The following is a 23,283-nucleotide window of genomic DNA, read 5'->3' on the forward strand; positions in this document are numbered from 1 at the left end:
CACCTAAAAGAATCTTGCTAAAACAAATACAACAGCAATAACAGAATTTGCAAATTTAAATACAGATAATGCATTATTTTTTGACGGATATCTCATGAATTTATTAATTTTTAATAATGCTATTATAACTAATATTGTTGATAAGGAAGCTGCAATCATACCTCTTCCTTCTAAAAAGTAAAAAAGCCATGATAATATAGCAAGAGATATTATTGAAAATACAACTATATTTCCAAAGGTTTTTTCATTTGAAATTACTGGAAGCATAGGTATTGATGCATTTTTATAATCATCTATATTATAATAAACAATAAACCAAATATGCATGGGAATCCATGCCAAAACTATCAATGCCAATAATATACCTCCTATGCCATAATATCCTGTTGCTGCTGCCCAACCTCCCAAAGAAGGCATAGCCCCCGCTATTCCACCAAACAAAATGTTTGTTGCAGTTGTCCTCTTAGTTAATTCTGTATATCCAATTATATCAAAGAAAAGACCCATTATTATAGCGAATACAACGTATTTATTTATAAAATCAGCTGCTATAATTCCAATTAAAATAAGCAATATTATTCCAACAATGGCTTCTGTGTTTGATAACTGCTTTGAGGGCAAGGGTCTCTTCCTAGTTCTCGCCATTATAGAATCTATATCTACTTCTAAATACATATTAAGAGCAGTTACTCCACCAATACCTCCTATACCTACCGGTAACAATAATAATAAGTTTCTTATATTTATTGAAGTTCCAGCAGCAAAATATGCTCCATATACTGTTATTAAAAGTAGTCCCATTTGAGCTGGTTTTGTCATATTAAATAGTGCCTTTGCTTTTTTTATAAAACTCATTATTTCCCCCAAATAAAGTTATTACCATTTATCTTATATAGTTAAATTTATACATTATTAATTTTTATTCAATGTATATAAATCTAATTATTTTAACCTAGAATATTTAATGAAAGAATTTAAACTTAAATAATATAAAATATAGTGGTGAAAATTTTGTCTTCAAAAGAAGAAAATCAACCTCAATTAGAGAAGAATGTAAATGATAAGAAAACAAATGTAAATGATAAGAAAACATCAAAATACATTGGAATAGCATTGATTGCTATTGGTGTAATATTATTAGTTTTTGTTTTTTATGAAGCATACCTTTCATTTTTGAACCCAGGATTCCTTAATTTATTAGGTCCTTTAAATTCCAGCTCATCAAATTCTGTACCAATATCATTTACGGCAGAAGCCTTGGTTATCTTATTAGTTAAGGTTGCATTCTTAGGTATATCACTTGCTGCTGCCTCCACAATATTATCAAAAGGAGTTGAATTAATTAAATGATGGGGATTTAATTGAAGCTTGGCATTTTAGCCATTATTGCCGGTTTAATTTTGATTGGACTCGCTGTATATCCATTATATGAATTTATTTCAGGCTTTACACAACATCCATTAAATATTACAGAAACACAAACAACATGTAATGGAACCCCTGGATTATTATTTAATATTAAATATAATAACGAAATAGAAATTTATAATGCATCAATTTTATTGAAATTGAAATATTTTAATGGAAGTACTTCCAATAATATATTATTTACGGGAAACTTAATACCTAATGAAACTATTAATAAATGCATACCTATTTATTACTTTGAAAATGCAACAAAATATGAATTTACCTTTGCTGGAAAAATTGCTAATATGTACTTCTTTAATTTAACGGAAGTGAATAACGTTGGATAAGAAAAAAATATATTGGATCATAAAACAAATATTACTTGGTATTTTGGAAGGGATTTTATACTCAATAGTTTATATTTATCTCTTACCTTTTTTATTAACGTTAATTTCCTCTACCTTAAGTAATCAAATTACAGCAATAACGTCGTTACTTCCTTCTGAAATATATATTTATATAGGCTTGTTCGTAGGATTGGATGTTGTTGCAAGAATTATGAAGGGAACAATTTATAACCCCTTGTTAAGGGCTACCTCATCTTTACTAGGTTTGTTAATTATTTTAAGCTATTTTAATAATGGCATATTAAGCGCAGGACCAATTACAATAAATGGTGTACAAGCTTACATAACATTAAATTTATCTATAATATTGTTAATATATATTGCATTCATTATTGCCCCAGGCATTATAATACCTTTTATAGAATATTTTGTTGAAAACAAATAGGATTTTTGTATATTGTTTAAAAGTTTTATTATAAACAATATTAAGAGGATTAAAATGACTAATCCAAAAGATGATTTAAAAGGTTTGATTAATGAAATATTAGTAAAATCTGACTTATCAATACATGTTAAAGAATACCTTAAAAACATTAACATAAATAACGTTATAATCATCTCATTTGGTAAGGGTTCTACATCAATGAGTGATGGAGCACTTGAAATATTAGATAACAAAATTGAAGGTGGGGTTGTTGTTATACCCAAAGGAAGTAAAAGACCTAAAGGAAATTTTGAAGTAATAGAGTCAAGCCATCCAATACCAGATGAGAACAGTATTAAGGCAGCGGATTCTATAATGGAATGGATTAAAACAAGTGATGAAAAAACAAACTTTTTATTTCTAATATCAGGTGGAGGTTCTTCTTTGGTTGAAAAGCCCTTAAATAAAATTTCCTTAGATGATATTAAAGTTTTAAATAAATTACTTTTAGATTCTGGGGCAAGTATATCAGAAATAAATACAGTTAGAAAGCATGTATCTCAAATCAAAGGGGGAAGGCTTGCATCATATATTTATCCTAAAAAAGCATATGGATTATATGCAAGCGATGTGCCAGGAGATGTATTAGATCAAATAGCCTCAGGACCAACCGTTCCTGATCCCACAACATTTAATGATGCATTTAATGTTATTTTAAATTATGGTTTAAATGACAAAATACCAAAATCTGTATTAGATGTATTATCGGAAGGGATTAAAGGAAATATAAGAGAAACCCCAAAACCTGGTGATAAGGTATTTGAAAAAATAAAGAATGAAATAATAGCAAATAATGAATTAATACTTAGACACGTTTCAAATTTGCTTTCCAATATGGGATATAAGACTATTATATTAACGTCTCGTATTGAAGGGGAATCAAGAGAAGTGGGATATGCCTTAGCATCAATAACCTTGGATTGTATTAATAAAGGCCTACCCATTAGCCCTCCTGTTGCTTTTATTCTTGGAGGAGAAACAAGCGTTACAGTAAAAGGAAATGGAATTGGTGGTAGAAATATGGAATTGGCATTATCATGGGGATTAAAAATAAGCGAAAATACTCATTATAAAAATAGGACAGCTATCTTAGCTATTGCTACAGATGGAATAGATGGGCCTACAGATTCTGCTGGTGCATTGCTTTCCGGGGAAGATATAGATTATATTAAATCTCTTGGAATTGATATAAAAAAGGAATTAAAAAATAACAACAGCTATTATGTTTTAAATAAGGCAAATTTATTAATAAAAACAGGTCAAACTGGATCAAATCTAAATAATGTTATTATTATAACAATAAAATAAAATTTTATAAAAATTTATCAAATTATAAAAATTAAGCTTTTTCTTCTTTTGCCCTCTTAACTGCATTTAGTATCTCTGCTTTTGCCTTATCCGCTCCTTCCCAACCAGTAACTTTGACCCATTTTCCAGGTTCTAATTCTTTATAATGTTCAAAGAAGTGAGAAATCTTTTTCTTTAAGAAATCTGGTATATCATTAACGTTGTTCCATGAACCATAAATTGGATCAAGCTTTTCTTTTGGAACAGCTATTATTTTGCTATCAGGCCCTTCTTCATCTTGCATAATAAGCATCCCTATAGGCTTGGCTTCAATTATTGAACCAGGCATTATAGGCTCCCTGCTTATTAATAACAAATCTATTGGATCTCCATCTTCAGATTTTGTTCCTGGAATAAATCCATAATTAAATGGATATGACATGCTTGTATATAAAAATCTATCAACCTTAACTAAACAAGTTTCTTCATCGAGCTCGTATTTAACGCTGCTATTCATTGGAATTTCTACAAACATGTTAACCAAATCTGGGGCTTTACTACCAGGACCTAGATTATCTAGACACACTATCTCACACCTATTAATTATAGGGGTGCGTTATATTTAAAAGTTAAACAGTTAACAATATTTATGACGACCCAATCGGGGAGGAGAATGAGCATGTCGAAACCAAGCTATGTATTGTTTGAGGTGCCAGAGGATCTGGCTGAGGAAGTGTATAAAGTAGTTGGTAAGGCAAAAGAAAGCGGTAAAGTAAAGAAAGGAACAAATGAAACAACAAAGGCTGTTGAAAGAGGAAATGCAAAGCTAGTTGTTATTGCAACAGATGTAGATCCACCGGAAATAGTTGCACACTTGCCATTACTATGCGATGCAAAGAAAATACCATTTGTATATGTTCCCAGCAAGAAAAAATTAGGAGAAGCAGTAAACATAGAGGTTGGAGCAGCTAGCGTTGCTATAGTAGAAGGTGGAGAAGCAGAAAACGATATTAAGAAAGTTGTAGAAAAAATAAAAGAACTAAGAGCTAAAGCTGGTGCATAGAACTATTAAAGGTTTAAATATCTTTTATTTTCGGGGAATGTTGAATGCCAACTAAAGGAGAAAAAGAGGAACAATTCAAATATGTGCTAAGAATTGCAGAAACTGACATAAATGGTAATCTAAATGTAATATTAGGATTAAGTAAAATCAAAGGTATTGGTTATCAAACAGCTTTAGCAATTGTTAGGCATTTGGGTATAGATCCCAAGAAAAGGATTGGTTATTTAAGCAATGAAGAATTAAAGAGTTTAGAAGATGTATTAAACGATTTAACAAAGCTAAAGTTACCTAATTGGATGTACAATAGAAGAAAAGATTATGAAACAGGATTAGATAAACATCTTATAGGAGCAGAGCTAATATTTGTGGCTAGAAGAGATGTAGAAAGAGAACAAAAAGTTAATTCGTGGAGAGGAGTTAGACATAAATTAGGATTAAAGGTTAGGGGGCAAAAGACCCATACAACAGGTAGGTTGGGAATGACCATAGGAGTTAAGAAGGAGAAGGTGGAGACAAGTGGGGGATCCCAAAAACAGTAGAAAGAGATGGGAAGGACCTGGACATCCCTGGATTAAGTCCAGGCTAGAAACAGAAATTAAAATAATTGGAAGATATGGATTAAGGAACAAAAAAGAGTTATGGACAGCAGAGACAATAATAAGAAAGGTTAGACATCAAGCTAGACACCTATTAGCGTTGCCAGAGCCTCAAAGATCTGAAGCTAGTAAAAGCCTTCTAGATAGATTGTTCAAATTAGGTTTAATAAATAAAGATTCAAGTCTTGATGATATCTTAGGATTAACATCTGAAAATGTTTTAGAAAGAAGGTTGCAAACAATAGTCTTTAAAAAAGGCATGGCTAAAACCATTTATCAAGCAAGGCAATTCATAACACATGGTCATATAGCTATTAATGGTAAAAGGGTTACAAATCCTGGATATTTAGTTACAAGAGATGATGAGGATAAAATAACATATGCTGTTGGGAGTCCAATTAAAGAGATTATGGAAAAAAGTATTGAAAGTGTTGGAACTCAAGAAGAAAAAGGTGAGTCATGATGGCATTTAGGGAACTTAGATGGGGAATTGCGCATATTTATAGCAGTTTTAATAATACCATAATTCACATAACTGACTTAACTGGTTCTGAAACTTCTTCAAGAGTCTCAGGAGGTATGGTTGTAAAGGCAGATAGAGAAAAACCACAACCATATGCAGCAATGATAGCTGCAATAAGGGCGGCCCAAACATCCATGGATAGAGGGATAACAGCTATACACATAAAAGTTAGGGCCCCTGGTGGCCACGGTCCAAAAACTCCAGGACCTGGAGCTCAATCTGCTATAAGAGCCTTAGCAAGAGCAGGATTTGTTATAGGCAGAATAGAAGATGTAACTCCAATACCTCATGATACAACAAGGAGACCTGGTGGAAGGAGAGGAAGAAGAGTCTAAACCTTATCTTATTCATTTTTTAATATAAATTTAATTAGCCCGGTATTATTTATTATTTTGCAGACGATTAGGTGGCAAAAATGGAAAAAAGTGTTGACATATTAGATTTCAATAACAATAGAATCACAGTATATCTAGAAGGATTTCCAATAGCATTTGGCAATGCTTTAAGGAGGCTTGTTTTATCGGATGTACCAACCATGGCAGTTGATTATGTTTATTTTTACGATAATGATACAAGCGTTTATGATGAAATAATAGCTCATAGATTAGGTTTACTAGTATTGAAATCTGATGATGCTATTCACAAATATGGTTTACCAGAAAATTGTGCAGGAAAAAGTGAAACAGATACAAATTGTTACACACAAATAGTTCTTGAAAAGGAGTTAAGTAATGATAGTGGAAGCGGTATTTATGTTAAGGCATCTGATTTGAAGTTTTCTGATGCAAGCATAAAGCCTGCATATCCAGATACCCCAATTGTTTATTTAGCGCCCGGACAAAGAATTCATTTAGTTGCATACGCTAGACTTGGTAGAGGAAAAGAGCATGGAAAATGGAGCCCTGCATCTGCATCTGTTTTACAATATACTACATTAGTTGATATAAATGGCGAAAAAGCAACTGATGAATGTATAGAATGTGTTTCATATTATAAAGAAGTTGCCAACTCATTAAAAGCAAGAGAAAATACAACAATAGAATATAAAACAAACATAAACACAAGCGGATTAAGGTATTGTGAAGAAAGTTCTTGTAAAGATATAATAAAGGTTAGATATGATAGCAGCAGGTTATTATTAACTGTAGAATCTAACGGATCTTTAGAGCCACAGCAAATTATTTTAGAAGCCTCTAATAGCCTTGATAGGAGGGTAGAGGAGCTGTTAGAAAAAATAGAAAAGGTGAGTAATGCATGAGGAGACAAGTTACAAATGAAATATTGCTTAATACTATCAGTAGTTTGAGAAAGCAATATAAGAATACCAAATCTAAGATATGGTTATATGCTGCTGAATTATTATCAAGACCTAAGAGAAGGAGAATTGCAGTTAACTTAAATAAAATAAATAGGTTTGCCAATGATAATGATGTAATATTGATACCTGGAAAAGTTTTGGGAGAAGGGAGGATAAACAAAAAAGTAACTATAATAGCTTTTTCATTTTCCAAAGAAGCTATAGAAAAAATAAGATCCTCTGGAGGTAACTATATTACCATAGAAGAAGCATTAAAAACATATCCAGAGGGAAAGAGTATTAAAATATTAATATGAGGTGATAATAATGGAAGAAATAGTAATTGATGGTAGCAATACAATATTAGGTAGATTAGCAAGCCATGTAGCAAAATTATTATTAGAAGGAAAGAAAGTTGTAGTATTAAATTCGGAAAAAATAGCTGTAAGCGGAGATCCGACAAAATTAATTCAGTTTTACAAAGACACAATATTAAACGTTAAAACGCACTATTCTCATAAATGGAGACCTAAGAGAGCTAGATCTCCTACTAGATTATTTAAAAAGACTGTTTCAGGTATGTTGCCTAAAAATAATAAAAAAGGAGAAGAAGCATTAAAAAGATTAATTGTTTATGTTGGTGTTCCAAAAGAATATAAAAATAAGGAAGCTATAAAAGTACAGGAAGCTAGTGTAGAAAAATTAGGAGGTAGGTATACAACTTTGCAAGTAATTGCAGAGAATATGGGTTGGAAGGTGAATTTTGTTGAGTAATGCAAACGTAATAATATCAACAGGGAAAAGAAAAAAGGCTGTTGCAACAGCCATAATTAAACCTGGAAATGGAAAAGTAAAAGTAAATGGAGTCCCTGCTGAAATAATTCCTAACGTTATGGCAAAAACAAAAATTTTGGAACCAATATTGCTTGTTGGCAAAGAAATTAGAAACTTAATTGATATAGAAGTTAAGGTTAATGGAGGAGGAGTTATGGGTCAAGCAGCAGCAATAAGGACCGCTATAGCGAGAGGTTTGGTCTCATATTTCAAATGCAATGATAACAGTGAAGAGTGCCAAAAAAGAAACGAGATAGCAGAGAGAATTAAGCAAATATTTGAAGAATATGACAGATCAATGCTATCAGGAGACTACAGAAGAACAGAGCCTGAGAAATACATGAGATATGGAGCTAGAAGAGGTTGGCAGACTTCATATAGGTGAAAAATTATGTTACCTCCTGTTAGATGTTTAACTTGCGGTGCCCCTCTTGGGCATTTATATGAACCTTTTAAGAATAGAGTAGAAGCTGGAGAAGATCCTGAAAAGGTTTTGGATGATCTAGGAGTAAAAAGGTATTGTTGTAGAAGAACTCTTTATACTAGTGTGGCTTATATAGAACAGATCTCAAAATATAGCACAGCTAGAATTATAAGGGCTAAGGAATTGGAAAAGGGTGTTAGCTCTTGAGTGAAGAAGAAAATAAGGAATTATTAGTTTCATCAGATACATATAAAAAAGCTGGAGTTATTTTTGGAACACAGATATGCACAAAATACATGAGAAACTTTGTTTATAAAATACTTCCAGATGGCTTTTATTTGCTTGATGTAAACAAAATAGATGAAAGAATAAGAATTGCGGGTAGATTCTTATCAACATTTGACCCCAAGAAAATAGCAGTTGTTTCAACAAGAATTTATGGGCAAAGACCAATAACTATAATGTGTGATAAATTAGGTTGCAAAGCAATTAGTGGAAGAGTTATACCAGGTATATTCACAAATCCTAAGCTAGATAATTATATGGAGCCCGATGCAATTATAATAACAGATACAAGAACGGATAGACAAGCATTGGTAGAAGCAAGTAAAATAGGAATACCTGTTGTTGCATTAGCTGATACTGATAATAAAATAGAAGATGTTGATTTTATAATTCCAGCAAATAATAAAGGTAGGAGGAGCTTAGCATTAGTTTATTGGCTATTAACTAGAGAAATTATGAGAAATAAAGGATTATTAGCACCAGGACAAGAACCTGATTTCACTTATGAGGACTTCGTAACGAGTAGAATAAAGAAATAATCAACATTTAGTTCTTATTATATTTAGTATATCTCTTATTTCTTCGGTTAATTCATTTATTGCAATTAATTTTCCTCTAGATCCTTCACTCTTAGCCATTTCTGAAACATCCTTTTCTAAGAGCTCTAGCCTTATATAAACCATATCAAGCAACTCTCTAGTATCTTTCTTTTCTAGATCGTTCAAGCTTATCACCTCTCTATAAATATAATTCTAATTATAAAAAGGTTAGAGCAATTTAGTTAGTGTTAACTCCCCAGTTAACAATTAATATATAAAAGCATATTTATCCTACTTTAGCCTTTTCCAATAATTTATTATATCTTCAGACTTCATAACTATAAACATCTTTCTCATATTAGCTAAAGATCTTTCATGTGCTTCCTTATCATATGATGAAACTGCGTCTTCAGCAATTATTGGATAAAAGCCTAAATTGAATGCATCCCTAGCACTGCTTTCGACTCCAATTTCTGTTGCTATTCCAGTAAAGACTAGTGTGGTTATACCAGCATTTCTTACCATAAGTTCAAAATTTGTACCTACAAATATACTTGCAGTGTTTTTATTTATCACAATTTCGTTCTTTTCTGGCTTTACTGCCAATTCATAAAGAGAAGGATCTTGACCCCATGAACCTCTACTGCCCCACCTTGATAAGATAAACTTTCTAGCTGGAGATTCGAACCTATCTGGAAGAGGAGTAATTTTGGTATAAAATATTGGTACATTAGAAGATCTAGCAGAAGAAATTAATTTATTTAAAGAATTCATAAATTCTTCTCTATTAAAAATCCCTTGAACTAACATATTTTGAACATCCCAAACTATCAACGCACTACTACTTGGTTTCAAAATATCTTCATATGAACTCATATATCTCACCGATAAAATATGTGTAGAAGAAATATATAAAGATTATTTATAAATAAAAACTTCATGAGATTTTTAAATATATTTCATTAATAATTCTTTTCTAAATGATATTAACCAAAAGAAAACTTTCGTGTTTAAAATTACGTATGAAAATTAAACATGTTTTCCAACAAATAAAGAATATTACTTATAAGACTTTAAGATTTTTGTTTATTATCTTTATTATTTAAGTAATTCATGAATTTATATCATTCTTATTTCTCGCCAGAAACTTCATCCATTAGAGTGGGGAGGAATTCAGCAAAGTAGATATTTGAAGAATTAGTGAAATATGGAGGAACTGAAATCTTTATCAAAACTCCTAAAAATATGTGCTTTCTATTAAAACTATATACAAGCCATTTTAAAAAAATTTAATGTTCTACTATAAAAATAAAACTAAAAGAGGCACTAAAAATGAAGATCGGTATTATTGGTTTAGGAAGAATGGGTAGGGGTATTGCTAAAAACCTTGTAAATAAAGGATATGATGTAGAAGGTTATGATGTAGACCCTACGTCTTATAAAATTTTATCTAACCTAAAGAGCTTTAAGCCTCTTAACTCTATTTCAGAATCTAAGGACTCTGATTTTATTTTATTATTGTTACCAACTGGAAAGGAAGTAATAGAAGCACTAAAAGAATTAGTTAATTATAAAGGGATAATTATTGATATGACAACAATGGGATATGATGAATTGAATGATGTTATCAATTTCATTAATAACAATGGATTAAATTATATTTCAGCAAAAATAGAAAGAGGTCCCTCGGACGCCGAGGCTGGTAGATTAATATTTTATGTTGGAGGAAGAAAAGATTTAGTTGATAAATCTGATAAATTGTTTAAAGATATGGGAGAATACATCTATTTAGGAAGCAATGAAAATGCCAACATAATAAAATTGATAAGCACATTACTTTTAACAGCAAATACAGTTCTTTTAGCTGAAGTTTCTCAAATAGCAGATAAACTAAGAATTGATAAGGATTTATTAGTTAAGGCCTTATCAATGGGAGGCGCAGATTCCATTCAACTAAGATCAAGATTTCCAATGATGATAAATAATAGCTATAAAGAAATATTTAGTGTTAAATTGAGTAAATATGTTGCAGAAAAAACTTTAGAATACATAAATGATTATGGAGTAACATATTCTCCACTATTAAAATATGTTTCTGATATATTAAAATTATCAGATGCGTTGGGAATAGGGAATAAAGATATTGCAGAAATATCTGAATTTTATAAGAAAATTAACAGTTCATAAAAATTTAAAAATAATTTATAAAAGGTAATTTAAATAAAATTTTTTAATTCATGATTATTAAAAGTATATGGGGATTATAATGAGGGAAGCAGTTTTTACTGATAAGGCACCTAAACCTATTGGACCTTATAGTCAGGCGATATCATATAATGGTTTGTTATTTATTTCAGGTCAAGTTCCATTAGATCCTAAAACTGGAAAGATTGTAAGCGATAATTTTGAAGAGCAAGTAAGAAGAGTATTAGAAAATATAAAGGCTATATTAGAGGCGTCTAATTTAACATTTGAAAACCTAATTAAGGTAACAGTGTTTATGAAAGACTCCTCTAAATTTTCAATATTTAATAACATATATTCAACATACTTCAAAGGTCAATATCCCTCCAGATCAGTTATATTTGTAAATGATTTGCCAGCAAACGCTCAAATAGAAGTAGAAGCAATAGCAGCTAAGGATTAAGTTTCTAAGCAATTTAAATTATTTAAATTATTTTTTATATAATAAATTCTTTTAATTTATTTCTTTCAGCTTTGATCTCATAATCTTTGATCTCATAATATATTAGTTTAATGATAACAACTATTAAAATCCATAAATACTTAATACATTTGTTATTAATTTATTGATTTTTCCATTAGGATTATCCTTTAAGGATCTTTTAATAAAAAATCTTTATTTATACTTTTCACATTTAATTTGTTAGCAATGAAAGAGACATGGTTTTACTTCTTTAAAATTTTCTCTGATCCATCTGTGTTATTTATATCATAAATAAAAAGTTATTTAAAATATAGCGGGGGGTGGATTTGAACCACCGGCCTCGGGGTTATGAGCCCCGCGGGCTACCAGGCTGCCCTACCCCGCTCCATTTTAATCATTGTTAGTTTTTGGGCTTTTTATATGTTTTCCAAGTTTTTAACAGAATAATTGATGAATTTATTTATAAAATTAATTTTAAATATCTAAAATTTCTATACTAAGAATTTTAGCTATTCATGAAATGAAGTAGTTGATATAATATCAAGTTTTTAGAATTTGGTGCGAATTATTAGGATTTAGATGTTAAAATACATAAAACAACATATATCATCAAAAATTACAATCACAAGCTGTAAAAATAAAAATTAATATAATATATTAAATACATGAAAGCCATATCATATAATTTGTCTTAACAAAAAACAAAATAAGAACAACATCAACTAACGAGATAACCTTTAATTTTTCAAAGATAAATATTTATGGTAAGTGAATTTAATCTCATCTAAAATTAGACCATAAATATTATAGTTATAAAGAGGGGGGTAAATTTTAAAGTGCTGGGGCATATATTTATAGAGGGTTTAAATAGGGGGGTGTAAGAAATGCAGACTGCCTACAGAGTAGAGGATGACTATGAGAAAAAGCCAAAAGTTGTAGGTCGTCATATCTATGGAAACATTAAGGGATGCAAAAACATTAGTTTATTAAGCGATGAAAAGGGTTTAATTAATTTATTAAACAAGGCTGGTCAAGAAGGTAATATGACAATTTTAGATGTTAAGGCATGGAAAATCGGTGAAGGAGTTAGTGCAGTGGCTATTGTATTAGAAAGCCACATAACAATTCATACATGGCCCGAATATAGATTTGCCACAGTTGACGTTTATAGTTGTGGATCTCATACCGATCCTAAGAAGGCATTTGATTATATAGTTAATGAGTTAAACCCAGAAGATGTTGAATTCGGCATAACAGATAGAAGCCTGGAATAGGAATGGCCCCCGGGTTCACAAATTTTGGCCTGGGGGCCAAAAACATAAAATTAAAACAAAAAACAAAAGTTTTTTTGAATGATTTTGTTTTTGCTCCCTCCTTATTATTAAGAACATTGGAACAAGCTTCTTCTTAAAAAATAATCTTCATTGTTAACCCCCCGGTTAACAATTACAAAAGAAGCATTAAACAGCTCTATAGAAAATTTGGGGGCCAGTAAGAATAAAAATCCTAATAATACAAAAATTATAGTTAGAAATCTATAAATAGACAGCTTAATTATTAAACATGGTGATTTAATTGATCTTTGCAGATGCACACTCCCATATAAATCCTATCAAAGGATTAGGCTATAAAATATCAGAAAAATTCAAATCAAACGATGGCTGGTTCATTGCATATATTTCTTCATCTCCATGGGATTATTTTGATGATTTTAACGGATTTGATTCCTATGAGAAAATGATAAATTATCAGATAAATGAATGCCAAAAATCTAATGAAATAGGAGTTAAAACAGCATGTATAGCTGGCTTTCATCCAGAAGATATTGATTTTCTAATAGATAAGGTAAAAATGAGTCCAAGTAGTGTATTAAATTTAGGATTAAAGGTTATTGAATATGAGGCAAGCTTATGTAAAGAGGGAAAGCTTTTTGGTATTGGAGAAGTAGGGAGACAACATTACAAAACTCAATCAGAAAGGGTTGCAATTTCTCAAATAATTTTAGAAAAGGCTTTAGAATACGCTAAAGATTATGATTGTATGATCCATTTACATCTAGAAAACGCAGATACCGATACGGTAAGAATTATTGATTATAGTGTTAATAAAGCAAACATAAGAAATAAAAAGAAAATAGTATTCCATCACGCAAAACCATCTATGCTAACTGAAATCGATAGTTTAGGATATTCAGCTACAGTATATGGAATTGATGAGGTTTTAAATATCGTTTTATATAATCTACCACCAATTTTTATGATAGAAAGTGATTTTCCTGATAATCCCTCATTTAAAAAGGTTGTATATCCTTGGGAGCTGCCTAGAAAAATTACATACTTTTCAAAAAAATATAACATAAATGAAGAATATTTATATAAAATTAATGTTGATAATATAGAAGAAGCTTATAACATAAGACCTTAAATAATCTTAAAGCCTATGTAAAATCTGCAACCTCTAATGCTTCTTTTTGCTCAAGCTTCTTAACGGAAAGATATCTATATGAAACCTGTTGTAAAAACGCGTTATGACCCTGTATCATAACGGAATGTAACCTTGAATTAGATTTTTTCAACAATTTATTTATTATTTCTGGGCTTAGCCTATCTTCTCCATCTGTTATTAGAACAATATCGCTAGGCTTATCTTTACTGCTCGTTTTTGTTTTTTCCATATCATCAACAGCAGATGAAATAGCCCTTGTTATATCAGTTCCCCCTCCAGCCTTAACCCTTGCCAAATATGATAGCACATTTAATATTTCTGATGGATTTGCATTGCTCTTTAAATTCATAGCTTGATAGGGCACTGAATCGAAAAATCTTACAAAGAAGTTCCTTCCTTCATCCATAGCTTTTTTAAATAACGCTACAGTAACAGCTCTAGCCCAATCTATTTTAGATCCTACCATACTTCCGCTTTTATCTAGCAATACATAAATGGGCCCTTTGTTTGATGGTAAATTCTTTTCATATAATAGCAATCTATCATTTGCAAATTCAGCATAAAATAATATACTTGGAAATGCTAATTGACTATAGTGCACCCTCTCAATATCTCCACCTATTTCAATACCAGAAATCCAACCCTTAGAATAATTTATTGCATTTTTTGTTTTTGCATTTGTAATTAATTTTAAACCCTCTATCCTTTCCAATATTTTTGCCACATCAGTTTCTCTTGCCAATTTTAATATCTCTTCCGCCGAACTTTCTAGAGAAAATATGCTACCCCTGCCTGCACCCATTTTTTCAGCTAACATTTTAACTTCTTTTGCCATTTCTGCATCTTTCATTGCAGATTCTGATGCTTTTTGTATTGCATTTTGTAATTCCTGAGAAGTATCGCCTTCATTATCTGACTCATTTTGATTAGCCCCTTCTTTACCATTATTCTTACCTTCATTTTGTGGCAATAATTTGTTTAGTTTTTCAATAAATGATGCCGCTGCAACTGTGCTGGTTACACTATCAGCAGATGTGTATATCTTAGTTTTCCATGAGGATTCTGTTTTTAACAAGGTAGATATAACAGTTCTCCTAAATGCATCTTCCTCATCATCTTCAGGAGAAAATTCTTCAATATTTGGTATAGGGAAATAATATGTATAGAATAAATCAATTCCTAAATACGGAGAAATTCTAGGATCTAAATTCTTTCCAGAAAGTTCTTTTGCAATATTAAGTATTTTTTCTCCTCTATAAAATCTTAGTTCATCTATATTGCCTATTTCTTTATAAACGCTTTGCTTTATTTTTTTATTTTGATTTTCCTCCATTTTTAATTCCTCACATATTCAATTTTATCATAATATCTTGAGACAATGAATCTATCATCTCATTTAATTCCTCAGCCTTTTTCCTAACTTCTTCATCTTCTACATCTTGGACTAGATTTTGAACTTTGGATTTAGCTGTTTTTAGACCCTTGTATATTTCTAAAAGCCTTGGATCAAATGATTGCATTTGCTGTATAACCCTTTTGGAATTCTTTATATTACTTGAAATTTCTTCTAGTTCTCTTATAACTCTATCTTTAGTTTTTAATTCTTCCATCAATATTGTTTCTATTTTCTCAAAATCCTCAAAGTTCTTTGGGACTGTATACTTTAATACAATCAAATCAGATTCCGTTGCTTGGAATCTTTTTTCTAGCAATGCATGAGCTGCTATCGCCTTTAATATTTTACCCTTTCTCCTATCACTTAATTGCAATCCTTTTTCACTTAATATTATAAACATTTTCAATAATTTATTTTTAATATTAGATATATCTACCTTAAATATCATTGAATTTAAAGATTTTATATTGTTCATTTCCATTATTTTATTAGCCTGGTAATAAACCCCTTTCTCTATATTCCATGAAGCATCCAATAGCCCGTCCCAATGTTCTTCATCTACAGGCTTTACATTATGTCTAAATAAAAATCTGTCATAAAGAGCTTCCAACTCTGGTTCATCTGGGATTTTATTTGAGGCACCCATCAAAGTCCATAAAGGAACTTTTATTTCATTATATCCATCATATAATATTCTCTCCTGCATTATACTTAAAATACTATTTAAAACAGCACTGTTTGCATTAAATATCTCATCCAAAAATGCAATTTCTGCTTCCGGTAATTTATTTTTAGTAATTCTTTTATATATACCTCTTCTTAAACCTGCAATATCAAGAGGTCCAAAGAGTTCACTAGGCTCTGTAAATTTAGTTAAGAGATATTTAAAATATTTTGCTTCCAATAAATCAGCTGATCTTCTAGCCATAGCACTTTTTGCAGTTCCAGGCTCTCCAATCAATACTACATGTTCTCCTGTTATAAGAGACAGAGTTATTACTAATGCTTCTTCATGTCTTCCGACAAATGGTTCCTCCAATGATGCTAAAAATTTGTTTGCCAAATCTAATAGATTTGATGGTTCATCGCTCAAAGCGCACACCTAACCTCATTCTTAATTAGGAAAGCAGAGGGAATAAAGATATACTTATATGAGATCTATGTTTAACTATTTAAAGTTATTATATTTTAAAACAAAAAAGATTTAAAAATTTATTATTAAATGTTTATTTATTTTCTTTTATTGCTTGAGAGGCAACATTGCTTGGATTACTTGATTTTTCTAAGATATCAATCCATTTCCATTGTCTTTCTATTTCTTCTTCTAGTTTTTTGATTTTTTCAGGGTCTTTCATTAAATTAGCGTATCTTCCTTGAACTTTAATATATTCTATTATAGGAACTCTTTTTTCTGGCCTTCTATATAATCTACTAAATACGCTAACTGTTAGCTTTCCATTTTCATATTCAAATAATGGGAACAAACCTGTTTGAACTGCTAATTGGCCTAATTTAGCGGTGAGACTTGGATCGAATTTCCAACCTACTGGATCAGGGGCTAATAGGTGTATATATTTAAATCCTTTTATTTTAGAAGCTTTTCTTAATTTATCTATAAAATCTTGAGGATAGCCAACTGTTGCAGTAGCAACATAAGGTACATCATGAGCAATCATAATCATTGGTATGTTTTTCTTATATTCTGTTTTCCCAGTCCATGTTGTTGTCGTCCATGCACCAAATGGTGTCAAACTGCTTCTTTGAATTCCTGTGTTCATATAAGCTTCATTATCTGCACATATGTATAATATATTATCGTTTCTTTCAGCTGCCCCACTCATAGCCTGAAAACCTATATCTCCAGTTCCTCCATCTCCAGCCCATACTACTACTGTTGCATCTTTACCTTGAGCCTCAAATGCTGCTTCCATTCCTGCTGCCGCACTTGATGCGCTAGCAAAGACTATGTTTAATATGGGGAAGTTTATTCCGCTCTTTGGAGTATATCCTTGGATTACACTACTACATCCTGCTGGAATAACTAGAACAACGTTATCTCCAAGGGCCATTTTAACGTATCTTAAACCCATAGTTTCAGGGCATCCTGGGCAGGCAGCATTACCTGGCATTCCATATCTTACTCTTGGAAAATCCGCTAATCTAACTGGCATTACTGAATCACCTCTTCAATTTTTCTATATTTCATTGGGAACAACCATTTAATAGGATCATAAACTTTTCCATTTTCTTCTACCTTATTAACAAAATCTATCATTTCATTTTGAAAATCTTCGGGCAAAACATCAACACCTCCCAGACCTGCAATAACACCTCTCATGCTTGTCATTCCATAAAGTGTTGATGACAATTCAGTAAAGAGCTGTCCTGTATTTCCAAATGAAATACTTCTATCAAATACTAAAACGCCTTTCTTATTGCTTAATTTTTCTCTTAATATTTCTGCAGGCCATGGTCTAATGAATCTAATCCTTGCAATTCCCGCATTGATTCCCTTATTTCTTAAAGAATTTATTGCTTCTTTAGCGTCTCCAGCCCAACTTCCCATTAATACCATTACATAATCTGCATCTTCACATTTATAACATTCAACTAGACCTCCATAGCTTCTTCCAAATGCCTTTCCATAACTATTATCAACTTCTTCTATAACCTTTTTTGCAGCTTCTTGACCAACTTGTATTGAATATCTCATCATATAATAGTCTTCATCACTCGTCATATTTCCCATCGCTATTTTTGATTCTGGGGTTATTACATATGGTTGTCTTCTTGGAGGCAACCAATTATCTACATCTTTTTGATCAGGAACATTTACTGGTGCAACTGTATGGGTCAAAATAAATCCGTCTAATCCAACAATCATTGGTAAATACACTCTTGGATCTTCACTTATTGCAAAAGCTTGTATTGTCATATCTAATACTTCTTGATTTTCTTGCGCGATTCCTATAATCCAACCTGTATCTCTTTGATCAACTATATCACTATGTTCAACATGTATATTCCATGGAGCACCAATAGCTCTTGTTGCAACTGCCATAACTACTGGTATTCTAGCTGAGGCTGTCCACCATAAAACTTCATGCATATATAGCAATCCATGACTTGCTGTTGCTGTGAAGGCCCTTGAGCCTGCTGCCGCAGCCCCTAATGTTGCTGCCAATGCACTATGTTCACTTTCAACTCTAATCATCTTAGCCTCTAGTTCTCCTTTTTCAATCATTTCTGAAAGTTTCTCAACAATTGTTGTTTGTGGAGTAATTGGATATGCTGATGTTACCTTAATTCTTGCAAGCTTAGCCGCTTCGGCTACCGCATAGTTTCCAGTTAAAGTTTTAATCATTAATTTTCACCTCTCTTAACTTCAGGAACCATATCTATTGCATTTACTGGACAAACAGCTGCACATATTCCACAACCCTTACAATAATCATAATCAACATAAACCATATCATCTTCCCTCCTTAATATTGTATCTTCTGGACAATAAAGCCAACAATAGAGACATTTTGTACATTTTTCTTCATTTACTACTGGCCTTTCAGTTCTCCATGAACCAGTTTTTCCAGAAGAGCCATAATCAGGTTTGGATATAGGGACTAAAAAGTATGTCTTTGGTTCCTCTATTACTTGACTATTCTGTGTCATATAATCCACCCTTTTATGTATACATAAACAGACTTAAATAATCTAAATATATAAAAACCTAACATCAATATGGACCACCACATAAGGAAGTTTCTTTATATGCATCTATAGCTGCTGATGCATTAGCTTTAGCAATATTAGGTGATGAAAAATGATCCATAATTGCTTTACTAATAGAATCGATAGAAACTATACCTAAGGATTTTGATACTGCCCCTAAGATAGCAGTATTTACTGTAGGCCAACCACTAACAACTAAATTATGAGCTTTTGCAATTTTTGTTGCATCAACACAATATGTTTTTACATTGTTTAATGGTTCTTTAACCGGGGAGTTAACAATTGCTATCCCATTTGGCTTTAAGCCATCTAAAACATTTACCATTTTTATAAGCTCATAATCCAATACTATTACTGCATCTGGATTTCTTACTTGGCTATGTTTTTCTATTGGCTTATCAGATATTCTGGAGTAAACTTCTACAGGGGCCCCTCTTCTTTCAGCGCTAAAATTTGGTATTGCTTGAGCGTATTTATTCTCTAATACTGCTGCTCTGGCTAATATTGTAGCGGCAGTTACTGCTCCCTCACCGCCTCTACCATGGAATCTCAGCTCTAAATACATACAAACACCCTTGCATTCCAATATTTCAATATGACAGAGGAGGTTTATATTTTAGAGTTAATTAGTGGGATGCAGAGGAAACTAAGGGGTTTCATACTATCTTTTAATAGGCCTGGCCAAATCTATTTTTTTTTTAGAATAGTTTCTAATTTTTTAGAATATAATATTCCTAGACCCCTCAATTTCATCTAGAAATTTTTATAAGATCAGAAACTAACTCTTTTTATTAAAGAATCATTATACAAACCAATAGGAAATTAACTAGCATTTATTAATAGAATTATACATTTCCATAGGAAATAGAGGGGGATGGGAGTTAACTATCAATTTCTAATACATTTCCATAGGAAATAGAGGGGTTGTTAACTGGGGAGTTAACAATTATGGATTATTATAAATCTTTAGTATATCATGTTCATCTACATTGGGAAAATTTGTTAAAATTGGAAGTCTTACATATTTTTCTTTTTGTAGATGCATTAGCTCTCCAGTTTCTGGTAAATAAATTCCTGGAAGTAGTTTTCTATCCTTTATTATTTCAATTTTTTCAACATTTTTTGTTTCAAATCCACATTTTTCACATCTAAAACCTTTCCCTTTACCTAGGCTTTTCATTCTACTACCACAAACAACACATCTAGGAGATAGTTTTATTGATGTATAATTAATGGAAATCACTTCCATAGAATAGGCTGAAATTGTTGTGTTATTAAAAGAATAAGGCCTTACTGATCCTTGAACTTTAATTACATCTCCTTTTTCAAGTAATTTAGCAGCTTTGTTTAATGGGCCAGTATCTTTATAAAATGATATATCAAAATCTCCATACTTTGTTCTTAAAGTTATAATAACATGGCCTTTAGGTAGGATTTTAGTATTTAATACGGTTCCTTCAATTTCAACGTTTCTATATGGGTATGGATAAAAATCTTTGAAAAGCTCAAAGCTTGTATGCTGATTACTTCTATATAATAAAGAAAAATGAGGTTTTTCACAAAGAGATTTTTCATAATTCCACAATAGTTTTTCACAAGTACCTCTAAAACCAGCTAAAATTGGATCTGGCCCATTAGGTTTTACTGATGATTTTTCTTTAATATAATCATAATTATTAATTGTGCAAGAAGGTAAACTTTTATCTACTTTTAAAACAGTATTGTCATCAACACATCTTTCTTTATCCCAATTTTCAGGCAACCTATAAAAAATTAATTCATAAGTATAGGGTTCATATAAACCTAAGGCGCCTTGAGCAGCTGTTGCACCAATTAAACCTTTACCTCCATAATAAAACACATTTTCTTTATTTGATTCATCATTTAACAATTTAATAGCATCATCTAATAAGACAAAATCTGATAATGTTTTTTTATAAAAAGTTTTAAATTTTTCATTTTCCCAAGGTTTCCCTTGAATCATTACTATACCAGGTTTTTTATTTGGTAAAGGTGGTCTTGGATTTGTATATTCATCAACTAAATTTTTTGCTATTTCAAATATTTCTTTAGGATCATCATAGATAAATCTGAGAGCTGTTGAAGCATTCCCTCTCGTTTTCCATGGTATTCCAGGGTTTAGTCTAATAAGCAAAGGATAATCTATTAGCTTAACTTTATTTTTAATTTCATTAAAAAAAATTCCAGTGAAATGAGTTGTACATCCACCATACTGGCTATCAATATCATCAAAAGAAATTGAAATTATATTATTCATTAAATCTCATCTAACTATTTTTTCTCTTTGCCAACAACTACTATACTCGTTAGTGTGCTTTTTACACCATCAAGTTTTCTTATTTTATCAGTTATCAATCCTCTCAATTTATCCATACTTTCTGCTTCAACAAACGCTATTATGTCATGTATTCCATATACCATGTAGACTTTTTTAACTTCTTGCATTTCATTTAGTTTATTAAAAATATCATTCTCTTTTCCTACATCTGCATTTATCATAACTATAGCTTCCGACACTTCCCCACCACCAACTCAATATTTATATTAGTAGGTTGATATATTTTAATCTTTATGTTCTAATTTATTATGCTAATTATTTAAATTCCTCCAAAAGAGTTAATAAACCAACACAAATCTAAAAACTATTAGGGGGCCCGTAGCTCAGCTAGGTAGAGCGCCCGGCTCATAACCGGGCGGTCCGGGGTTCAAGTCCCCGCGGGCCCATTTATAAAAATTTTATGATTTATATTAATGATGATATAATATGTAATTAAATTATTTATTATGTTTGATAAAAATTATTTAATTCCTTTAATAATAGATAAAATAAATTTTATATCACTTCCTAATTTTATTACATCATTAAATTCAAGGCTTACAGACAAATACTTATACCAGAACCATTTGGGTATATTGCTCAATATATTTACCATATCGAAGTTTTCTTTATATTTAGTTATAAACATAAATAATTTTCGTGATAAAAAGGATTCATTAGCTACCTTTTTTGAATACCTTATGTAATCATTTTTAATTTCATATATATCTTCTAGATTGTGTTTCCTTATAGCATCTGCAAGAGCATAGGAAGATTCTATCGCAGGCCTATTACCTTCTCCACTAATAGATAAAACAAGACCAGCAGCTTCTCCAACATAAAAAATGTTATCAGAAGGAGAATAAGGTTTGTAGGGAGAGAAAACATCTAATGGTGCAGCCTTTGTGTTTTTAACTTCTACCTTTTTTAAATTGTATCTAGCATATTCAATTATCAATTTAGTAAGTTTCTCATCATCCCATAAATTAACAAACCCTCCTCCCAAATTAACTAGTTTCCCTTGATCATCAGCAGGAAAAATCCAATACAAACCTAATTCATTTGGTCTGAAATCTAAAATAACATGATTTGGATCCCATTCTGTTTCAACAATATATCTTTTTACCAAGATCTTATCCTTTAAATTTCCTGAAAAGGGACCCCTTGCATCAACCGTTATCATTCCTCTTTCATTATTCCATGGTTTATATATTATGTTAACTCCATTAGATAATGCAGAATCTCTTAGATATTGAATAAAATTTGGTTTATTAATAATATACCAAGGAGTATTTCCTCCAAAATTTATGTTTGAAACCTCTTTATTATTAACATAAATGCTAATATCGTTTGGCATTGTTACTATCGAATTTGATTTTTTAAGAAGATTTATTGAATTATATGACGCACTTACTTGCTCCCCGCAAGCTTTTTCATATTTTTTTATTGGATCATATGCATTAATTTTATATCCCTTTTCAGATAAGGCGTAGGCTAAAGATGATCCAGAAACTCCTAAACCCGCTATTACTACATCTACATCCAAGATTATCTACCACATCTCTTTATAAATTATTCAAAAGAAACTTTTTAAAATGTTGTTAATAAATCTTATTAG

31 protein-coding genes and 2 tRNA genes are annotated in these 23,283 nt (G+C 31.1%); 19 read left to right on the plus strand and 14 right to left on the minus strand.

The window, feature by feature from the left end:
* Nucleotides 1-3: 3 nt before the first annotated feature.
* Nucleotides 4-855: a heme o synthase gene (gene cyoE / locus CALAG_RS02645; protein WP_015232199.1), complete on the minus strand. Its 852-nt coding sequence runs from the start codon at nt 853-855 to the stop codon at nt 4-6.
* A 156-nt stretch (nt 856-1,011) separates the two neighbouring features.
* Here cyoE and CALAG_RS02650 point away from each other — a divergent pair, with 156 nt between their 5' ends.
* From CALAG_RS02650 to CALAG_RS02665, 4 genes are read left to right on the plus strand one after another with little or no spacing between them, the layout of a single operon-like run.
* On the plus strand, nt 1,012-1,350 hold the full coding sequence (locus CALAG_RS02650; RefSeq protein WP_048816697.1) for a hypothetical protein: 339 nt from the start codon (nt 1,012-1,014) through the stop codon (nt 1,348-1,350).
* Between the two features lie 11 nt (nt 1,351-1,361).
* Nucleotides 1,362-1,757 carry a hypothetical protein gene (locus CALAG_RS02655; RefSeq protein WP_015232201.1) on the plus strand — a complete coding sequence of 132 codons (396 nt, stop codon included), beginning with the start codon at nt 1,362-1,364 and terminating at the stop codon, nt 1,755-1,757.
* The gene (locus tag CALAG_RS02660; protein WP_015232202.1) at nt 1,750-2,202 is read left to right on the plus strand and encodes a hypothetical protein; all 453 of its coding nucleotides are present in this window, start codon (nt 1,750-1,752) and stop codon (nt 2,200-2,202) included. Before CALAG_RS02655 ends, CALAG_RS02660 begins: the two co-directional genes overlap by 8 nt.
* 54 nt (nt 2,203-2,256) lie before the next feature.
* Nucleotides 2,257-3,549, plus strand: coding sequence for a glycerate kinase type-2 family protein (locus CALAG_RS02665; protein ID WP_015232203.1), 1,293 nt, complete (start codon nt 2,257-2,259; stop codon nt 3,547-3,549).
* Between the two features lie 31 nt (nt 3,550-3,580).
* On the opposite strand, the gene ppa is transcribed toward CALAG_RS02665, so the two are convergent.
* Nucleotides 3,581-4,114 (minus strand): inorganic diphosphatase, encoded by a 534-nt coding sequence (ppa, locus tag CALAG_RS02670; protein WP_015232204.1) that lies wholly within the window; start codon nt 4,112-4,114, stop codon nt 3,581-3,583.
* Between the two features lie 93 nt (nt 4,115-4,207).
* On the opposite strand from ppa, the gene rpl7ae reads away from it, so the two are divergent.
* The 10 genes from rpl7ae (at nt 4,208) to rpsB (ending at nt 9,089) form a co-directional block, all read left to right on the plus strand.
* Nucleotides 4,208-4,591, plus strand: a complete 384-nt coding sequence (rpl7ae, locus tag CALAG_RS02675) for a 50S ribosomal protein L7Ae (RefSeq protein ID WP_015232205.1) — start codon at nt 4,208-4,210, stop codon at nt 4,589-4,591.
* Between the two features lie 44 nt (nt 4,592-4,635).
* A complete protein-coding gene (locus tag CALAG_RS02680; protein ID WP_015232206.1) occupies nt 4,636-5,130 on the plus strand; it encodes a 30S ribosomal protein S13 in 495 nt (164 codons plus the stop codon).
* Nucleotides 5,108-5,650 carry a 30S ribosomal protein S4 gene (locus tag CALAG_RS02685; protein WP_015232207.1) on the plus strand — a complete coding sequence of 181 codons (543 nt, stop codon included), beginning with the start codon at nt 5,108-5,110 and terminating at the stop codon, nt 5,648-5,650. Before CALAG_RS02680 ends, CALAG_RS02685 begins: the two co-directional genes overlap by 23 nt.
* Nucleotides 5,650-6,045, plus strand: a complete 396-nt coding sequence (locus CALAG_RS02690) for a 30S ribosomal protein S11 (protein WP_015232208.1) — start codon at nt 5,650-5,652, stop codon at nt 6,043-6,045. The genes CALAG_RS02685 and CALAG_RS02690 overlap by 1 nt, the downstream gene beginning before the upstream one ends.
* Before the next feature lie 80 nt (nt 6,046-6,125).
* On the plus strand, nt 6,126-6,968 hold the full coding sequence (locus CALAG_RS02695) for a DNA-directed RNA polymerase subunit D (protein ID WP_015232209.1): 843 nt from the start codon (nt 6,126-6,128) through the stop codon (nt 6,966-6,968).
* Nucleotides 6,965-7,324 (plus strand): 50S ribosomal protein L18e, encoded by a 360-nt coding sequence (locus CALAG_RS02700; RefSeq protein WP_015232210.1) that lies wholly within the window; start codon nt 6,965-6,967, stop codon nt 7,322-7,324. The genes CALAG_RS02695 and CALAG_RS02700 overlap by 4 nt, the downstream gene beginning before the upstream one ends.
* Nucleotides 7,325-7,334: 10 nt before the next feature.
* Entirely contained in the window at nt 7,335-7,781 is a 447-nt protein-coding gene (gene rplM / locus CALAG_RS02705) for a 50S ribosomal protein L13 (protein WP_015232211.1), read from the plus strand.
* Nucleotides 7,768-8,226, plus strand: coding sequence for a 30S ribosomal protein S9 (locus CALAG_RS02710; RefSeq protein ID WP_157463167.1), 459 nt, complete (start codon nt 7,768-7,770; stop codon nt 8,224-8,226). Before rplM ends, CALAG_RS02710 begins: the two co-directional genes overlap by 14 nt.
* Nucleotides 8,227-8,232: 6 nt before the next feature.
* Entirely contained in the window at nt 8,233-8,472 is a 240-nt protein-coding gene (locus CALAG_RS02715; RefSeq protein ID WP_015232213.1) for a DNA-directed RNA polymerase subunit N, read from the plus strand.
* The gene (rpsB, locus tag CALAG_RS02720; protein ID WP_015232214.1) at nt 8,469-9,089 is read left to right on the plus strand and encodes a 30S ribosomal protein S2; all 621 of its coding nucleotides are present in this window, start codon (nt 8,469-8,471) and stop codon (nt 9,087-9,089) included. The genes CALAG_RS02715 and rpsB overlap by 4 nt, the downstream gene beginning before the upstream one ends.
* On the opposite strand, the gene CALAG_RS02725 is transcribed toward rpsB, so the two are convergent.
* On the minus strand, nt 9,090-9,275 hold the full coding sequence (locus CALAG_RS02725; RefSeq protein ID WP_015232215.1) for a ubiquitin family protein: 186 nt from the start codon (nt 9,273-9,275) through the stop codon (nt 9,090-9,092).
* 105 nt (nt 9,276-9,380) lie between these two features.
* A complete protein-coding gene (locus tag CALAG_RS02730; RefSeq protein ID WP_048816698.1) occupies nt 9,381-9,965 on the minus strand; it encodes a cysteine hydrolase family protein in 585 nt (194 codons plus the stop codon).
* A 432-nt stretch (nt 9,966-10,397) separates the two neighbouring features.
* On the opposite strand from CALAG_RS02730, the gene CALAG_RS02735 reads away from it, so the two are divergent.
* Complete coding sequence (locus tag CALAG_RS02735) at nt 10,398-11,276, plus strand: NAD(P)-dependent oxidoreductase (RefSeq protein ID WP_281086585.1); 879 nt, start codon at nt 10,398-10,400, stop codon at nt 11,274-11,276.
* Between the two features lie 79 nt (nt 11,277-11,355).
* Complete coding sequence (locus CALAG_RS02740) at nt 11,356-11,736, plus strand: Rid family detoxifying hydrolase (RefSeq protein ID WP_015232218.1); 381 nt, start codon at nt 11,356-11,358, stop codon at nt 11,734-11,736.
* Between the two features lie 332 nt (nt 11,737-12,068).
* On the opposite strand, the gene CALAG_RS02745 is transcribed toward CALAG_RS02740, so the two are convergent.
* Nucleotides 12,069-12,142: transfer RNA gene (locus CALAG_RS02745), tRNA-Met, on the minus strand.
* Nucleotides 12,143-12,641: 499 nt separating this feature from the next.
* On the opposite strand from CALAG_RS02745, the gene speD reads away from it, so the two are divergent.
* Complete coding sequence (gene speD / locus CALAG_RS02750) at nt 12,642-13,031, plus strand: adenosylmethionine decarboxylase (protein WP_015232219.1); 390 nt, start codon at nt 12,642-12,644, stop codon at nt 13,029-13,031.
* Nucleotides 13,032-13,332: 301 nt separating this feature from the next.
* The gene (locus CALAG_RS02755; RefSeq protein WP_015232221.1) at nt 13,333-14,181 is read left to right on the plus strand and encodes a TatD family hydrolase; all 849 of its coding nucleotides are present in this window, start codon (nt 13,333-13,335) and stop codon (nt 14,179-14,181) included.
* Nucleotides 14,182-14,194: 13 nt separating this feature from the next.
* Here the strand turns inward: CALAG_RS02755 and CALAG_RS02760 are convergent, their stop codons facing one another.
* The 8 genes from CALAG_RS02760 to CALAG_RS02795 form a co-directional block, all read right to left on the minus strand.
* Nucleotides 14,195-15,535: a vWA domain-containing protein gene (locus tag CALAG_RS02760; RefSeq protein ID WP_015232222.1), complete on the minus strand. Its 1,341-nt coding sequence runs from the start codon at nt 15,533-15,535 to the stop codon at nt 14,195-14,197.
* A gap of 10 nt (nt 15,536-15,545) precedes the next feature.
* Nucleotides 15,546-16,700, minus strand: coding sequence for an AAA family ATPase (locus CALAG_RS02765; RefSeq protein WP_015232223.1), 1,155 nt, complete (start codon nt 16,698-16,700; stop codon nt 15,546-15,548).
* Between the two features lie 124 nt (nt 16,701-16,824).
* Entirely contained in the window at nt 16,825-17,769 is a 945-nt protein-coding gene (locus CALAG_RS02770) for a 3-methyl-2-oxobutanoate dehydrogenase subunit beta (RefSeq protein WP_015232224.1), read from the minus strand.
* A complete protein-coding gene (locus CALAG_RS02775) occupies nt 17,769-18,962 on the minus strand; it encodes a transketolase C-terminal domain-containing protein (protein ID WP_015232225.1) in 1,194 nt (397 codons plus the stop codon). Before CALAG_RS02775 ends, CALAG_RS02770 begins: the two co-directional genes overlap by 1 nt.
* Nucleotides 18,962-19,267, minus strand: coding sequence for a 4Fe-4S binding protein (locus tag CALAG_RS02780; protein ID WP_015232226.1), 306 nt, complete (start codon nt 19,265-19,267; stop codon nt 18,962-18,964). Before CALAG_RS02780 ends, CALAG_RS02775 begins: the two co-directional genes overlap by 1 nt.
* Nucleotides 19,268-19,331: 64 nt before the next feature.
* Nucleotides 19,332-19,892, minus strand: a complete 561-nt coding sequence (locus CALAG_RS02785; protein WP_015232227.1) for a 2-oxoacid:acceptor oxidoreductase subunit gamma family protein — start codon at nt 19,890-19,892, stop codon at nt 19,332-19,334.
* A gap of 381 nt (nt 19,893-20,273) precedes the next feature.
* Entirely contained in the window at nt 20,274-21,605 is a 1,332-nt protein-coding gene (locus CALAG_RS02790) for a tRNA(Ile)(2)-agmatinylcytidine synthase (RefSeq protein ID WP_015232228.1), read from the minus strand.
* Between the two features lie 14 nt (nt 21,606-21,619).
* Nucleotides 21,620-21,865 carry an Lrp/AsnC ligand binding domain-containing protein gene (locus CALAG_RS02795; RefSeq protein WP_015232229.1) on the minus strand — a complete coding sequence of 82 codons (246 nt, stop codon included), beginning with the start codon at nt 21,863-21,865 and terminating at the stop codon, nt 21,620-21,622.
* Between the two features lie 133 nt (nt 21,866-21,998).
* On the opposite strand from CALAG_RS02795, the gene CALAG_RS02800 reads away from it, so the two are divergent.
* Nucleotides 21,999-22,072 (plus strand) — tRNA-Ile (locus tag CALAG_RS02800).
* A gap of 74 nt (nt 22,073-22,146) precedes the next feature.
* On the opposite strand, the gene CALAG_RS02805 is transcribed toward CALAG_RS02800, so the two are convergent.
* Nucleotides 22,147-23,211, minus strand: coding sequence for a geranylgeranyl reductase family protein (locus tag CALAG_RS02805; protein ID WP_015232230.1), 1,065 nt, complete (start codon nt 23,209-23,211; stop codon nt 22,147-22,149).
* Nucleotides 23,212-23,283: the final 72 nt, after the last annotated feature.

It is taken from the genome of Caldisphaera lagunensis DSM 15908 (genome assembly GCF_000317795.1).
Lineage (GTDB): Archaea > Thermoproteota > Thermoprotei_A > Sulfolobales > Acidilobaceae > Caldisphaera > Caldisphaera lagunensis.